At 63.3% G+C, this 14445-nt stretch carries 15 protein-coding genes; all 15 read right to left on the bottom strand.

Going from position 1 to position 14445, the window contains the following annotated elements:
* Nucleotides 1-37: 37 nt before the first annotated feature.
* Nucleotides 38-430 carry a D-ribose pyranase gene (gene rbsD / locus HNO82_RS02130; protein ID WP_175342580.1) on the bottom strand — a complete coding sequence of 131 codons (393 nt, stop codon included), beginning with the start codon at nt 428-430 and terminating at the stop codon, nt 38-40.
* Nucleotides 431-451: 21 nt separating this feature from the next.
* Complete coding sequence (rbsK, locus tag HNO82_RS02125; protein WP_175342579.1) at nt 452-1351, bottom strand: ribokinase; 900 nt, start codon at nt 1349-1351, stop codon at nt 452-454.
* Between the two features lie 46 nt (nt 1352-1397).
* Nucleotides 1398-2411 (bottom strand): LacI family DNA-binding transcriptional regulator, encoded by a 1014-nt coding sequence (locus tag HNO82_RS02120; RefSeq protein WP_175342578.1) that lies wholly within the window; start codon nt 2409-2411, stop codon nt 1398-1400.
* A gap of 11 nt (nt 2412-2422) precedes the next feature.
* Entirely contained in the window at nt 2423-3409 is a 987-nt protein-coding gene (locus HNO82_RS02115) for an ABC transporter permease (protein ID WP_008328675.1), read from the bottom strand.
* A 51-nt stretch (nt 3410-3460) separates the two neighbouring features.
* Entirely contained in the window at nt 3461-5029 is a 1569-nt protein-coding gene (locus HNO82_RS02110) for a sugar ABC transporter ATP-binding protein (protein ID WP_175342577.1), read from the bottom strand.
* 91 nt (nt 5030-5120) lie between these two features.
* Nucleotides 5121-6065, bottom strand: coding sequence for a sugar ABC transporter substrate-binding protein (locus tag HNO82_RS02105; RefSeq protein WP_008328663.1), 945 nt, complete (start codon nt 6063-6065; stop codon nt 5121-5123).
* A 420-nt stretch (nt 6066-6485) separates the two neighbouring features.
* Nucleotides 6486-6611, bottom strand: coding sequence for a hypothetical protein (locus HNO82_RS22340; RefSeq protein WP_008328661.1), 126 nt, complete (start codon nt 6609-6611; stop codon nt 6486-6488).
* Nucleotides 6612-7111: 500 nt separating this feature from the next.
* Entirely contained in the window at nt 7112-8299 is a 1188-nt protein-coding gene (gene nhaA, locus HNO82_RS02100) for a Na+/H+ antiporter NhaA (protein WP_175342576.1), read from the bottom strand.
* A 244-nt stretch (nt 8300-8543) separates the two neighbouring features.
* A complete protein-coding gene (locus HNO82_RS02095; protein ID WP_175342575.1) occupies nt 8544-8981 on the bottom strand; it encodes a universal stress protein in 438 nt (145 codons plus the stop codon).
* Nucleotides 8982-9114: 133 nt separating this feature from the next.
* Entirely contained in the window at nt 9115-9930 is an 816-nt protein-coding gene (hutG, locus tag HNO82_RS02090; RefSeq protein WP_175342619.1) for an N-formylglutamate deformylase, read from the bottom strand.
* Between the two features lie 18 nt (nt 9931-9948).
* Nucleotides 9949-11385: a formimidoylglutamate deiminase gene (locus tag HNO82_RS02085; protein WP_175342574.1), complete on the bottom strand. Its 1437-nt coding sequence runs from the start codon at nt 11383-11385 to the stop codon at nt 9949-9951.
* 117 nt (nt 11386-11502) lie between these two features.
* The gene (locus HNO82_RS02080) at nt 11503-12144 is read right to left on the bottom strand and encodes a HutD/Ves family protein (protein WP_217509769.1); all 642 of its coding nucleotides are present in this window, start codon (nt 12142-12144) and stop codon (nt 11503-11505) included.
* A complete protein-coding gene (locus tag HNO82_RS02075) occupies nt 12134-12907 on the bottom strand; it encodes an amino acid ABC transporter ATP-binding protein (RefSeq protein WP_008328650.1) in 774 nt (257 codons plus the stop codon). Before HNO82_RS02075 ends, HNO82_RS02080 begins: the two co-directional genes overlap by 11 nt.
* Nucleotides 12907-13572, bottom strand: coding sequence for an amino acid ABC transporter permease (locus HNO82_RS02070; RefSeq protein WP_008328649.1), 666 nt, complete (start codon nt 13570-13572; stop codon nt 12907-12909). The genes HNO82_RS02075 and HNO82_RS02070 overlap by 1 nt, the downstream gene beginning before the upstream one ends.
* A gap of 115 nt (nt 13573-13687) precedes the next feature.
* A complete protein-coding gene (locus tag HNO82_RS02065) occupies nt 13688-14440 on the bottom strand; it encodes a glutamine ABC transporter substrate-binding protein (RefSeq protein WP_008328648.1) in 753 nt (250 codons plus the stop codon).
* Nucleotides 14441-14445: the final 5 nt, after the last annotated feature.

Below are 14445 nucleotides of genomic sequence, written 5' to 3'. Positions count from 1 at the left end.
CTAGTTGTATCAATGTGTTTTCTTGTCACTTATTTGTTCAGAACACTACGCCGGCGCCCAGGATGATGTTGGCGTAAGGCGTACATTCACCGGTGCGGATATAAGCTTTGGCGCGCGCGGTAGCCTGCTTGAAAGCCTCGTGCGACATGCTGCGCGCTTGTGGCAGGTCCAGCGCGGCGATCTGTGCGGCCAGTGCCGGGCTGACACTCGGCATCTCATCGGCCACGATGTGGAATTCGACCTGCAATTCCGTGAGCACCGTGGTGAGCACCGTCATGAAGTCGGGCACGCCGCGGGTCACGGCGAGATCGATCACCGGTACACCCGCTGGTGCCGGCAGGCCGACATCACCGATGACCAGGGTATCGCCATGCCCCATGGTGGCGATGACCTGGGAAATGGCGGCGTTGAGCAAGGCTGTCTTTTTCATGGCAATGAGAATGGAAAGCGATCAGAGCACGACTTCGTCGCGCAGGGGAATGGAGGTCTGGGCGCCCACGCGGGTCACGCTCAGGGCGGCCGCCGCCTGGGCATAGGCAAGCGCATCGAACTGATCGCGACCTTGTGCGATGGCACCGATGAAACCGCCGATGAAGGTGTCGCCGGCTGCGGTGGTATCGACCGCCTGCACCTTGCGCGCCGGCAGATGCCGCTGCCGACCGTCGGCGAAGGAACCGTAGACCCCCTTTTCGCCCAGCGTCACCACCACATTGCGCGCGCCCAGGTCGTGCAACTTGTGCGCCAGCAAGGCAATGTCGTCGGACTGTTCCTCGGCCAGCATGGCGGCTTCGATCTCGTTCAAGATCAGGTAGTCGATCTTCTGCAGCAGTTCACGTGGCAGGGACTGCGCCGGTGCCGGATTGAGCACCACGATCTTGCCCAGGGCATGCGCCAGTTCGATGCTGTGGACGACGGTGGCCATCGGCACTTCCAGTTGCAGCAGGACGATGGATGCCTGTTCGATCAAGGGTCGGGCGCGTTCGATGCGCTCCACGTCCAGGCGGCCATTGGCGCCGGCGGCGATGACGATGCTGTTCTGGGCGTTGGCGTCTACCATGATGGAGGCGATGCCCGTGGCTTCACCGGCCACCTCATCGATGTAGCGGTCATCGATGCCGCAGGCGGTGATCGACTGGCGCATCTGCTGACCGAAGGCATCCTCCCCCACGCAGGCCACCATGGCCACGGCCGTACCGGGCGCGGACAGTCGGGCGCAGGCCACAGCCTGATTGGCGCCCTTGCCGCCGGGGATGGTCATGAATTTGTCGCCGGCCAGGGTTTCGCCCGGCAAGGGCATGCGCGGAACGCGCAGGACCAGGTCCATGTTGACGCTGCCGATGATGACGATCATGTGTACTCTCTTGTGCTCTCTGGTGTTCTGTTGCGTGATGCCGTGTTCAGGGGGTTTTCCGACGTGGGGCCGTCGAGCCGCGCAGCTGGAGCTGTGGCGCCACCGTCTCGCGCCGCGCCGGCAGAGCAGGATCGGCGATGCGTTCCAGCAGGAACTGCGCCGTCAGGTTGCCCAGCTTGCGGGTATTCTGTGCCACCGTGGTCAGCGGCGGATGGACGAACTGGGCCAGTTCGATATCGTCGAAGCCCACCACCGACAATTCGCCCGGCACGTCGATCTGCAATTCGCCCGCCGCGCGCAGCACGCCGATGGCCATCATGTCGTTGCAGCAGAAGATGGCGTCCGGACGTGCACTGCGCTGGCGGCCTTGCAGCAGCTGCATGGCCGCCTGGTAGCCGCCGATGCCGCTGAAGTCCGCATGCAGCAGGTCGCTGTCGGCCAGCGCCAGTCCGCCCGACTGCAAGGTCTGGCGGAAACCTTCCACCCGTTCGTCCGACAGTTCCAGGCCATCCGGTCCGGCAATGCAGGCCACGTGACGGCACTGCAACTGCAGCAGATGACTTGCCGCCAGGCTGCCGCCGAGGGCGTTGTCGGTGCTGACCAGGTCAATATCGAGCTCCTTGGGCGCCCGGTCCAGCAGTACCGTCGGAATATCCAGCTTGCCGGTCGGGTTGAGGTCGGCCTGGTTCAGGGTGGCGATGATGAGTCCATCGCAGCGCTTGGTCTGCAAGACCTGCAGATAGTCGCGCTGCTTGTCCGGATCATCGTCGGAATTGCAGAGGATGACGCTGTAGCCGGCCCCGTAGCAGTGATCTTCGATCCCGCGCGCCAGCTCCGAGAAGTACGGATTGGTGTTGTTGGGAATGATCAGGCCGATACTGCCCGTGACCTTGCTGCGCAGGGAGCGCGCCAGGGCACTGGGCACGTAGTCCAGTTCCTTGACCGCGGCCAGTACGCGCTCACGGGCGTCGCTGCTGACCGGGCGCGTCTGGTTGAGCACATGCGAAACCGTGGTGTAGGACACCCCGGCCAGCCTGGCGACATCCTTGATGGTGGCCATGGCGGTTTCGCTTAACGTGCGTGGCGTTGACCGCGACGGCGATAGGTATCCAGGATCACGGCCACCACGATGACGGCGCCGGTGATGATGCGCTTCATTGGTTCGCTCACGCCGACCTGGGCCAGGCCGGCTTCCAGCACCGAGATGATGAGCACGCCGATGAAGGTGCTGACCACCGAACCACGACCGCCCATCAGGCTGGTGCCGCCAATGACCACGGCAGCAATCACCTGCAGTTCCATGCCCACGCCGCCGTTGGGATCGGCCGCTTCCAGGCGCGACACCTGGAACAGCGCCGCGATACCGGCCAGCGCGCCCATCAGGGCAAAGGCCAGGATCTTGCTGGGATTGGGGTTCACACCGGACAGGCGCACCGCTTCTTCATTGGTGCCGATGCCGATCCAGTAGCGGCCCAGCACGGTGCGGGTCAGCACCAGTTGGGCGATGATGACGATGGCAATGGCCGCCAGGAAGGCCGGCGACATGCCCAACAGAATGGGCGAGCTGACCACGTCCACGGCGCTGCCGATGTATTCGGTGCGCGAATTGGTGACCTGGTAGGCCAGGCCGCGTGCGATTTCCAGCACACCCAGCGAGACGATGAAGGAAGGAATGCGCCAGTGCACCGAGACCATGCCGGTGAGCGTGCCGCACAACGCGGCCACCACCACACCCAGGGGCGCGGCAGCATACAACGGCCAGCCCCAGCGCACCATGGCCATGGACAGCATGGAGGCTGCCAGCGCCATTACCGAGCCCACCGACAGGTCGATGCCACCGATGATGAGGATGAAGGTCATGCCCACCGACATGACCACCAGTGGCGGGATGTCATTGGACAGCGTAATGAAGGTCGCCGCACTGAGGAAGTTCTCGCTCAGGAAGGCGAACATCACGCACATGGCCAGGAGCGCTGCGATCAGGCCCAGGTAATTCTTGAAACCGGCCAGATAGGCCGCTTGCCGGCTGACGGCGGGGGTAGAGGAAGAGGTTTGCATCTGTCTCGTTGATTCTTGGCAGTTGATAGTCGGGCCGAGGGTGCCGGCCGCTCAGGCGGTATTGCCGGCCACGTGCGCCGTCGCGACGGCTTCCTGGCGGCCCACGTAACCACTGAAGGCAGCCGCAAGAATGCGCTCCTGCGACCAGTCATCGCGACTGAAGGTGTCGGCAATGCGGCCCGCGCTCATGACGGCGATGCGGTCACAGATCTGCATGAGCTCGCGCAGGTCGCTGGAGACCACCAGCAGGCCCTTGCCTTGTGCGGCCAGTTCGGCAAAGAGGCGGTAGATATCGGACTTGGCGCCGATGTCGATGCCGCGCGTGGGTTCGTCGAACAGCATGATGGGGCAATCGCGGTACAGCCAGCGGGCGATCACCACCTTCTGCTGGTTGCCGCCCGACAGTTCTCCCGCGGCTTGCGCCACGCTGCCGCTGCGGATGCGCAGTTTCTTCACATAGTCTTGCGCCACGCTGCTCTCGCTCGCGTGATCGAGCATGCCGGCGCGGCTCACGCTGCCCAGATTGGCCAGCGAGGTATTGACGCTGATGGCTTGCGGCAGCAGCAGGCCCTGCCCTTTACGGTCCTCGGTGACCATGGCGATGCCAGCCTTGACCGCATCCCTGGGACTGCGAATGCGTGCAGGCTGCTGGCTGTCGCCGATCAAGATTTCACCTTGATCGGCACGATCGGCACCGAAGATAAGACGCAGCAATTCGGTGCGACCGGAACCGATCAGGCCGGCAATGCCCAGCACTTCACCGGCATGCAGCGCCAGGCTGGCCGGCTGCACGACGGGGGCGCGACCCAGGCCGCGGATACGCAGCACAGGGGCGCCGATGCGCCGATGTCCGGCATCCAGATCGACCTTGGTCAATTCACCGGCCATCAGTTGCACCAGTTGTTCGGTGGAATAACGGCCGATGTCGTCATTGCAGACCAGCTTGCCATCGCGCAGGACCACGATGCGGTCGGCGATGCGCTTCAACTCTTCCAGTCGGTGCGAAATGTAGATGATGGCCACACCTTCGGCGCGCAGACGCTCGATGCGGGAGAACAGCAGTTCCACCTCGCGGTTGGTCAGCATGGCCGTGGGTTCGTCCAGGATCAGGCAGCGACAGCTGCCAATCAGGTTGCGCGCGATCTCGACCATCTGCTGATGGCCCAGGCCCAGATCACCGACCGGGGTCCAGGGGTCCAGCTCGCCCAGCCCCACCACTTCCATCTGGGCGCGGGCGGACTCGGCCAGCTTCTTGCGGTCGATCCAGCCGAAACGGCGCGGCAATTTTTCCAGAAACAGGTTTTCGGCAATCGACAGCGTGGGAATCAGGTTCAGTTCCTGCATCACCATGCGGATGCCGAGGGATTCAGCCTGAGTGCGCGAGACCGGTTCATAGGGCAGACCGTCCAGCGTCATGCGACCGGCGCTGGCATCGACCAGACCGCAGATGATCTTGGAGAGCGTACTCTTGCCGGCGCCGTTTTCGCCGGTCAGTGCCAGCACCTGGCCCGGATGCAGATCCAGGTCGATGCCATCGAGCACCGGTGCGGCGTAGCGCTTGCCGATGCCGGACAATGTCAGCAGGGGCGAGCCTTGGGAGGGGGAGTCGTTGGGCTGCATGGTTCTGTAGCGCACAAGGAGGGAGAGGCAAAGCCCTGCGCCCGGTCACGGGCGCAGGCACCTTGCAAGGAAGACGCGCGAGGCGTCGGTGTTACTTGGTGACCAGCGAGACCTTGGTCTCGACCACGCCACCCAGGGCGCTTTGCGGCTTCTTCTCGGCGATCGCCTTGAGGGCGGTCTCGATGCCGAAGACGGCTTGCTGCTGGGCGAACTGGTCGACGGTGGCCAGCACGCGGCCATCCTTCAACATCGGCTTGATGGCGTTGATGTTGTCGTAGCCGACCAGCAGCACCTTGCCGGTCTTGCCGGCGGCGCGGATGGCGGCCACGGCGCCCAGCGCCATGTTGTCATTGCCGGCCAGGATGGCCTTGATGTCCGGATGGGCGTTCAGGATCGAGGCAGCGACCTTGTTGCCCTGGTCGATTTCCCACTGGCCGGACTGCACCGTGACCACGTTGGCGCCGACATCCTTCATGGCATCCTGGAAGCCCAGGGTGCGCTGCTGTGCGTTGAAGGTGGTGGAGACGCCTTCGATGATGGCAACCTTGTCACCCTTCTGCAGCTTCTTGCCCAGGTAGTCGCCGGCCAGCTTGGCGCCCTTGCGGTTGTCGGGGCCCACGAACGGCACGGTGATGCCCTTTTCCTTCAGGGCGGCGTCGTCCAGCTTGTTGTCGATGTTGACCACGATGATGCCGGCGTCGATGGCCTTCTTGACCACCGGCACCAGAGCCTTGGAGTCAGCCGGCGCGATCACCAGGGCATTGACCTTGGAGACGATCATCTGCTCGACGATCTTGATCTGGTTGGCAGTGTCCTGTTCGTCCTTGATGCCATTGGCGATCAGGTCGAACTTGCTGGCATTGGCCTTCTGGTATTCGCGGGCGCCGTTCTCCATGTTGAGGAAGAACTCGTTGGCCAGCGACTTCATGACCAGCGCCACCTTGGGCTTGGCCGGGGTCTGCGCCATGGCGGCGCCGGGGAGGACTGCACAGGCCAGAGCGGCGATGGCGAAATGGCGGCGGGTGAATTTGTTCATCTGGGTCTCCAGTATTGATGTTGCCGGCGTTTCCTAGAAGATAGACGCCGTTATCGGTGCGCAAACGTTTGCGCGGATTGGAGAATAGCACCGCAAAATCAGAAAATAAAGCTGCGGTGCAGCTTTTTTTTTCATCTCGGATGAACGCGTAAGGAAGGATTCGGCAGACCGTCACCGGCACCGGAACGACAAACGGCGGGGAGCGCCGAGCGGACGCTCCCCGCCGTTGCGAGAAGAAAATGCGGTAGTGAAACGACCAAGCGCGCAGGTCACCAGCACGGCACCGTTCCCATGTCCACGCCCTTGCGCAGGATGGAAAACGGCATGCTTCAGGCCAGTACTGGTACGGACTCCCCGGCTTGCCTCGAACACGCAGCACCGGCCACAAGGCCAGTCTGCGTCAGGATGATGGTGAGAGGATCAGTGACCGAAATGCGTACGGCGCCAGACGTAGGCACCAAAGGCGCAGCTGCCCACGACCACGTACATCGCGTACCACACCAGTGCCTGGCTACCGTAGCTCATGAGCAATTCCATCAGTTTCATGCTTGTCTCCTCTGCTTTTGATGGCCGGACTGTTATTCGCCCGGCTTATCGTCCCAAGGGGTGAAAATGTCGAAACGACAATATCCCCGGCTTGCTGCGGGCGCTGTTGTCAGTAGTATCAGCGTCAGCGCCCTTCCACGCCGCGCCGCTACAGGCCCGTGCAAGTATCTTGCTACTGCCAAAAGCTGATGTAAACAAGGGCTTGTTTTGCGCAGCAGCAATTCATGGCCGAGCTCATAGTGCGCATTTCGTTGTCGTAGGGATTCACTTCGTCATGTGGAAGCGAAAGCCCGCGAGAGGCCCGTTTCCGGGTGGAATCGCACTAATGGTGTGCAATAACTTATTTTTTATATAATTTTTTGCATTGCAAAACAAAAAGTCGGCAAATCGTCGCCAAATAGCGACTTGGTGCGTCTCGTAAGCGTATTTATGATGTTTATGTAGGACATCGCGCCAAGTGGATACGAGGAAAAAGAGACGCACCGAGATGTTCACGCCGCTTATATCTCCTTGCGCCACAGCACCATGGTTCCCAGCACTCCGGCCAGGATGGAGCCGCCCAGTACGCCCAGTTTGAGCTTGGCTTCGAAGTCCGGGCTCAATCCCTGGAAGGCCAGGCCGCCGATGAAGAGGCTCATGGTGAAGCCGATGCCGCAGAGCATGCAGACGCCCACGAACTGTCGGGTGCTGGCGCCGGCAGGCGCGGCCGCCAGTCCGCTGCGGACCATCAGCCAGGCCGCACCGAACACGCCGATGGTCTTGCCCAGCACCAGCCCGCCGGCGATGCCCAGCGGAATCGGTTCGAACAGACTGCCCAGCGACATGCCCTGCAAGGACACGCCGGCATTGGCGAAGGCAAACATGGGCAGCACCAGGAAGGCCACCCAGGGATGCAGGCCATGCTCCAGGGCGCCTGCCAGCGGCTGGTCGTCGGCATCGCGCATGGGGATGGCCAGCGCGGTGACCACACCGGCCAGGGTGGCGTGAATGCCGGACTTGAGCACGCACACCCAGATCACCAGCCCGACGACGATGTAGATATCGGCGCGCCGCACACCGCTGCGATTGAGCATCAGCAGCACCAGCGTCCCGACTCCGGCACCGGCCAGCATGCCCAGCGAGAGATGGTCGGTATAGAAGAGCGCGATGACCACAATGGCGCCCAGGTCATCAATGATGGCCACGGCCGTGAGGAAGACCTTGAGCGAGGTCGGCACGCGCGAACCCAGCAACATCACGATGCCGATGGCAAAGGCGATGTCGGTGGCCGCCGGAATGGCCCAGCCGCGCAGGGCCACCGGGTCGCCCAGGTTGATGAGGGCATAGATGCCGGCCGGCACCAGCATGCCGCCCAGGGCCGCCGCCGCTGGCAGGATGGCCTGCTTGCGCGAGGCCAGTTCGCCCTCGACGAATTCGCGCTTGATTTCCAGCCCGACCAGGAAGAAGAAAACCGCCATCCACAGATCGTTGACCCACAGCAGCAAGGGCTTGGAAAGGACCACCAGGCCGCCGATGTCGACCGTTCCCGGGATGCGGGTGAAAGCCTCGTAGGTGTCTCGCCAGCCGCTGTTGCTGATGATCAGTGCCAGTACGGCCGCGATGCCCAGGACGATGCCGCCAGCGGCTTCATGGGCGAAGAATCGGGCAAAGGCGTTGCCGCCTTGGTGCTGGTGAGGGGATGGGGTCAATGCGGGCTCCTTGTTGTCGTCATCAAAACAAGGCCTGACTGTAACAAAGGCGGCGGCTTTTCTCCAATCTTTCGGCCGAAGGCTGGCCATGCTCGGACAAAAAAAATGGGCCGTCCCTCTCCACAGGAACGGCCCGACCCTCCACACCACAAACCTTCATGACGGTATCTTGAACCGTCCGATGCGCACGCATTTCATGCGCATCTCTTCATCTCCTCATCTTTTCGGCAATCAGCGATACCAATCAGCGATACACCAGCACGGGAACCTTGCTGTGTGCCAGCAGCTTCTGCGTCTGGCTGCCCAGCAGCAGCCGCCCCAGTGTGGAACGCGCCTTGGAGGCCATGATGATGGCATCACAATGCTCGCGCTCGGCTACGCGCATGATTTCTTCGTAGGGACGTCCGCCCTGTGCCACCTGCACGGTGCAGGGCACGCCTTCTTTACGGGCCATCGCGGTGATCATCTCGACGCTGGCCATTGCGCGTTCACGCCCGGCCTCATCGGTACGCTCCACATCCACGCCGACGCTGACTTCGGGAATCGACAGGGCCCGCAGGTTGCCTGCCACCGACAAGCCGACCAGAGTGCTGCCGCAGCTCTTGGCCAGCGCGATGGCAGCCTTCACGGACTCGTTGCACAGACGGGAACCATCGGTTGCCAACAGGATGTTCTTGAACATGATGACCTCAGCAGGTGACTGGAATGCGTTGACTTGGTATGACTGCATACTAAGCCTCACCTGCATGGACGGATTTGACATGTATCAAGCCGTACCGGCTGCAGCGTCACAGCCGCCCTGCCTTTGCGCTGGATCAAATGGCGCCGGCCGCGGCGGGTCGAAACGCCATGAAGCGCCTCACCAGTTGCGCCAGCACCGGCCTGACCTGCTCTGCCAGCGCGGCCTGCAGGGCGTAGGGCGACTGCTCCTGCATGTAGCTGCGCTGGGCCAGCTCCAGCTGGATGGCGTACACCTGCTGTGCCGGTTGTCCGTAATGCCGGGTGATGTAGCCGCCCTTGAAACGGCCATTGAGCACCGCCGGACTATGCGGTGCCAGTTGCTGCGCCAGCGCCAGCAAGTCCTCGCCCACGCCGGGGGCGCAGGCGGCGCCGCTGGCCGTGCCGAAATTGAAGACCGGCAGCTCGCCGTCGAACAGGTGCGGAATCACCGAACGGATCGAATGGGCGTCCCACAGCAGCGCGTAACCGTGCAGTGACCTCAACCGTGCCAGCTCGGCCTGCAGGGCGGCATGATAGGGATGCCAGTAGCGTTGCAGGCGCCGTGCGATCTCGGTGGCATCGGGCTCGCAGCCATCACGGTAGAGCGGCAGATTGTCGAAGGTCGTCAGCGGACACAGTCCGGTGGTGTTCTGCCCCGGGTACAGGCTCTGTCCGTCCGCCGGCCGGTTGAGATCGATCACGTAACGTGAATGAAAAGGACGAATTGCCGACGCCCCAAGATCGGCCGCAAAGTCATAGAGTTCGGCGATGTGCCAATCGGTATCGTCGACCTGCAAGCCGACCGGGCTGTAGGAGGACCTCAGTTCCTCCGGTAGCAGCGTACCGACGTGCGGCATGGAAATGAGCAGCGGCGAGCTGCCCTGGTGAAGCTGGTAGATCGCATTGGGCATGTCTTGCATGGAACTTCCTCACTCTTTCAACAAATCGGCCATCGTGTCGCGATAGGCGCGGCGCGCCTGGTCCTGCAAGGGGTGCTGCCCGGCGCTGACGACCTGACGCCCGCCGACATGGACATCCCGGATGGGCTGGCCATCGTGTTCGCAAAATACCAGCGCCGAGAGCAGTTGCGCCGGACTGCGGTCGGCCAGGTTGACATCATCGCCGTCGAGGATCACGAAATCGGCCTGCTGTCCCACGGCCAGCCCGGCGACCGCGCGGCCGCAGGCGGCGGCACCACCGGCGACGGCCTGGATGAACAGACGGTCGGCCGTGGCCGGTGCCGCTTCGGACGCCAGGACATTGCGTCGCCGGTGATGCAGCCGCTGTCCGTACTCCAGCAGCCGCAATTCGGACCGCGGGTTGATGGCGATATGGCTGTCCGAACCAATGCCCCAGGGCGTACGGGAATGCAGCAACTGCCCGGCATCGATGATGCCATCACCCAGATTGGCCTCGGTGGTGGGGCACAGTCCCACCACCGCGCCACTGGCCGCCAGCGCCTGGTATTCCGCCTGATCCATGTGGGTGGCGTGGATCAGGCACCAGCGGCCATCCACTTCCTGCAGGGAGAGCAGCAACTGCACCGGGCGCTGGCCGCACCAGGCCAGGCAATCCTGGATTTCGCGCCATTGCTCGGCGATGTGGATGTGGACCGGGGCGTCGTGCCCGCCGCGCTGGCGGCGCAAACCGATGACCAGTTCCTCCAGCCCCTGTGGCGACACCGCCCGCAGCGAATGCGGTGCCACGCCATAGCGGCGCATCGGGTTCTCCGGCAAGGCTTGCAGCAGGCGTTCGCGCAGCGCCAGCAGCTCATCGGGGGAGCTGATGAAGCGCGCCTGCTCGCCTGAACTGGGCTGGCCACCAAATCCGCCGTACTGGTACAGCACCGGCAGCAGGGTCATGCCGATACCGACATCGGCCGCCGCCTGCATCAGCCGCAGGGCCAGTTCGGCGCGATCGGCATAGGGCAAGCCGCCTGGGGCATGGTGCAGATAATGGAATTCGCAGACCGAGGTGTAACCGGCCTTGAGCATCTCGATGTACAGATGACGGGCGATGGCTTCCAGATGCTCGGGCTGCAGGCGCTGGGCAAAGCGATACATCAGCTTGCGCCAGCTCCAGAAGGAGTCAGAGGGACTGCCCATGACTTCGGTCAAGCCGGCCATGGCGCGCTGGAAGGCATGTGAATGCAGGTTGGGCATGCCGGCAATCACCGGCCCGGCGGCCTGCCTGGCCGTGCCGCCGGCGCTGCCGGCGCTGACCTCAATGAGCCTGCCGGTATCATCCCAGCGCAGCAGGACGTTGCGCTGCCAGCCATCCGGCAGCAGCGCCAGCGGGCAGAACAGCGCCTGCTGCTGTGGATGCGCCTGCACTTGTTGCAGTGTTGGTTCGCCAAGCGATGCCATGTGCTCACCTTTGTTATTGGCGGTTGTGTAGTGTATGCCGGACCTCGCTCTGCCGCTTGCAGCGGGTGGAATCAGTGCGATATCGGCGTTTCGAGGCTCACCTGCTCGTTCTTTCCGTCACCTCGGGATGATGCAGACCAGCAATACAACTGCTCCGGGCGCGCAAAGAAGGTCCGGCATTCGCGCTCCATCGCCCGGAGCCAGGCGCGCAAATTCGCCCGCGCGCAGGGACTGTTGCAGGCCGTGTTCATCGGACAGACAAGCCGAGCCCTGCGCCACATACAACAAGGCACTACTGCCGGGCAGACAGCGGGAATTGCGCTCGTCCAGTACCACTACCCTGCCCTCTGCGAATTCGCGCCGCACCATCAGGTTGAAGTCCAGCGTCGGTGCACCATGCAGCCGCACCTGGACCGCTTGCTCGCCGGGGAAGGCATGCGGGACAAAGCAGTGCGCCAGATCGTGCACCTGCCGCCCCGCACTGTGCATGGTGAAGCCGCCCCCTTCGAGCAGGACGATGGTGCGGTCGATGCCCTCGAAGCTGGAAAAATCGGCATCCGCGCCCACATCGGCCACGCTGACGCGCCACACGAAACTGGCGAAATCAGCCTCCGGGGGCTCCACGCACAGTTCGCGGGTCTGCCCGCCCTCGTTCTTCCAGGGCACGGCATCCACCTCGCCCAGCGCACCGACAAACCGGATGGCGCCAGTCCGTGACGGCGGCCCGGAGACCGCCAGCCTACCGGCCTTACGCGTCATGGCCCACCTCGCGGGCCAGCATGGTTTGCAAGAAACTGCGAGTGCGCGCCTCACGAGGTGAAGTAAAAATCTCGGAAGGGGGGCCGGATTCGACGATGCTGCCGTGATCCATCACCACCACCACATCGGCCACCTCGCGCGCAAAACCCATCTCGTGCGTGACGATGAGCATGGTCATGCCTTCGCCGGCCAGGTCCTTCATCACTTGCAGCACTTCGCCGACCAGTTCCGGATCCAGCGCCGAGGTGGGTTCGTCGAAGAGCATCACCTTGGGCGCCATGGCCAGCGCGCGGGCAATGGCCACCCGCTGCTTCTGGCCACCTGACAGGGTGCCGGGATAGTCCCTGGCCTTGTGCTCCAGCCCGACCTTCCTGAGCAGTTGCAGCCCCTGCTCCTGGGCCGTCCTGCGCGGTACGCCGCGCAGGCAGGTAGGCGCCAGGGTGATGTTGTCCAGCACGCTCAGATGGGGAAACAGGTTGAAGGACTGGAACACCATGCCCACCTCGGCGCGCAGGGCGTCGAGCATGGCTTCGGGCATCATGCGTCCGCCCTCCACCACCGGATGTCCGCTCACCACTACCGTGCCGCCCTCGGCGGTCTCCAGCCCGTTGAGGCAGCGCAGGAAAGTACTCTTGCCGCTGCCGCTGGGGCCGATGATGACCACCACCTGACTGGGTGCCACGACAAAATCGATATCCTTGAGGACCAGCTGGCTGCCGAAGGATTTGCGCAAGCCCTTGACGTTGACCATGAGTTCTTGCATCACACCCTCCCTTCCGAACGCAGGACCTTCTCGATGCGGCGCAGCGCCAGCGTGGTCACGCTGGTCAGCACCAGGTAGATGAGCGCGATGACCAGATAGGTCTCCAGCGAGCGGTAGGTAATGCTGATGATCTTCTCGCCTTCGTGCATCAGGTCGGCGATGGTCAGCAGCGAGACCAGAGCCGAGTTCTTGATCAGCGCGATGAATTCATTGCCCAGGGGCGGGATCATGCGCACGAAGGCCTGCGGCAGGACCACGCGCCGCATCGCCATGCGATATGGCAGACCCAGCGAGCGTGCCGCTTCCATCTGCCCGCGCTCGATGGACTGGATGGAGCCGCGCACGATTTCAGAAATGTAGGCGCCGCTATAGATGCCCAGTCCGAGGATTCCGCACACGTAGGCCGGCAGGATCACGCCCACGTGCGGCAGCCCGAAGAACCACAGGAACAATTGCACCAGCAGGGGCGTCCCCCGCACCAGCGTGAGATAGAAGGTACACAGTCCGTAGAGCAGGCGGCGCTGCGGGTTGAGCCGGCCCAGACCGACCAGCAGGCCCAGCACGCAGCCCAGCACCAGCGAGGCGGCGGTGATTTCCACGGTCACCAGGGTGCCGTGGAGGAGCGAGGGCCAGCTGTCCCAGACGCCCGAAAAATCCAGTTTCATGAGGTGCTCCGGCAAAAGGAGGCCCTGGCCCGGCCGGCATCAAGCAGACCAGGTCGAGCATGCACAAGGAAGATGGAGGTGCCCGGTGCAATGGCCGGGCCAGGCGTGGAGGCGCTTACTGTTTCTTGCCGAACCACTTGTCGGTCAGCGCGTCGTAGGTCCCGTTGATGCGCAGCGTCTGCAGCGCCTTGTTGAGATGCTCGGTGAGCACGGTATCGTCCTTGCGCAGGGCAAAGCCATACAGTTCGGTCGTGAGTCCCTTGTCCAGCACCCGCACCAGCGGCTGGGTACGCGCATATTCGACCGCAGCCGGACGGCCGGTCACCACCGCATTGACGCGGCCGGTGGCCAGCAGATCGAACATGGCCTGGTTCTTTTCGACTTCCACGCGTTCCACGCCGGGGAAGTTGTCACGCAGATAGCTCACCGACTTGGTGCCGACCTGGACCGAGACGCGCTTGCCGCGGTTCAGGTCTTCAGGCACCTTGATGCTGTTGTCGTCACGCCGCACCAGCACGGCCAGACCGCCACGGTAATAGGGATCGCTGAAGGTGACCACCTTGCGACGCTCGTCGGTCATGTAGATGGCCGAGGCGGCAATGTCGAAACGGTTGGAGATGAGGCCGGGGATCAGACCCTTGAAGTCGATGTCGACCCACTGGATCTTCTTGCCCATGGTCTTGGCCAGGGCTTCCATCAGTTCGACATCAAAGCCGGTGCGCTTGCCATCCTTGACGAACTCCATCGGCGGGAAGGTGGCATCGGTGCCGACACGGATCACGTTATCGGCAGCACGGGCGGCCGGCGCGACCGCCACCAGCAGGGACAGGCTGGCCATAAAGGCGCAAAGCAGCTTGGAAAGCTTCATCATGA

Origin of the sequence: Herbaspirillum sp. C9C3, from assembly GCF_013359625.1 — a bacterium.
Taxonomy (GTDB): Bacteria; Pseudomonadota; Gammaproteobacteria; order Burkholderiales; family Burkholderiaceae_D; genus Herbaspirillum.
This window is presented reverse-complemented; position numbering and strand designations above follow the sequence as displayed.

Excerpts from the sequence above, each read along its gene's own strand:
- HNO82_RS02110 (WP_175342577.1), bottom strand. The coding sequence starts at position 5,029 with ATGCAGCCCAACGACTCCCCCTCCCAAGGCTCGCCCCTGCTGACATTG.
- HNO82_RS02105 (WP_008328663.1), bottom strand. The coding sequence starts at position 6,065 with ATGAACAAATTCACCCGCCGCCATTTCGCCATCGCCGCTCTGGCCTGT.
- hutG (WP_175342619.1), bottom strand. The coding sequence starts at position 9,930 with ATGCCCAATGCGATCTACCAGCTTCACCAGGGCAGCTCGCCGCTGCTC.
- HNO82_RS02095 (WP_175342575.1), bottom strand. The coding sequence starts at position 8,981 with ATGTTCAAGAACATCCTGTTGGCAACCGATGGTTCCCGTCTGTGCAAC.
- HNO82_RS22340 (WP_008328661.1), bottom strand. The coding sequence starts at position 6,611 with ATGAAACTGATGGAATTGCTCATGAGCTACGGTAGCCAGGCACTGGTG.
- rbsK (WP_175342579.1), bottom strand. The coding sequence starts at position 1,351 with ATGATCGTCATCATCGGCAGCGTCAACATGGACCTGGTCCTGCGCGTT.
- HNO82_RS02065 (WP_008328648.1), bottom strand. The coding sequence starts at position 14,440 with ATGAAGCTTTCCAAGCTGCTTTGCGCCTTTATGGCCAGCCTGTCCCTG.
- HNO82_RS02080 (WP_217509769.1), bottom strand. The coding sequence starts at position 12,144 with ATGACGCGTAAGGCCGGTAGGCTGGCGGTCTCCGGGCCGCCGTCACGG.
- HNO82_RS02070 (WP_008328649.1), bottom strand. The coding sequence starts at position 13,572 with ATGAAACTGGATTTTTCGGGCGTCTGGGACAGCTGGCCCTCGCTCCTC.
- HNO82_RS02085 (WP_175342574.1), bottom strand. The coding sequence starts at position 11,385 with ATGGCATCGCTTGGCGAACCAACACTGCAACAAGTGCAGGCGCATCCA.
- HNO82_RS02115 (WP_008328675.1), bottom strand. The coding sequence starts at position 3,409 with ATGCAAACCTCTTCCTCTACCCCCGCCGTCAGCCGGCAAGCGGCCTAT.
- HNO82_RS02075 (WP_008328650.1), bottom strand. The coding sequence starts at position 12,907 with ATGCAAGAACTCATGGTCAACGTCAAGGGCTTGCGCAAATCCTTCGGC.
- HNO82_RS02120 (WP_175342578.1), bottom strand. The coding sequence starts at position 2,411 with ATGGCCACCATCAAGGATGTCGCCAGGCTGGCCGGGGTGTCCTACACC.
- rbsD (WP_175342580.1), bottom strand. The coding sequence starts at position 430 with ATGAAAAAGACAGCCTTGCTCAACGCCGCCATTTCCCAGGTCATCGCC.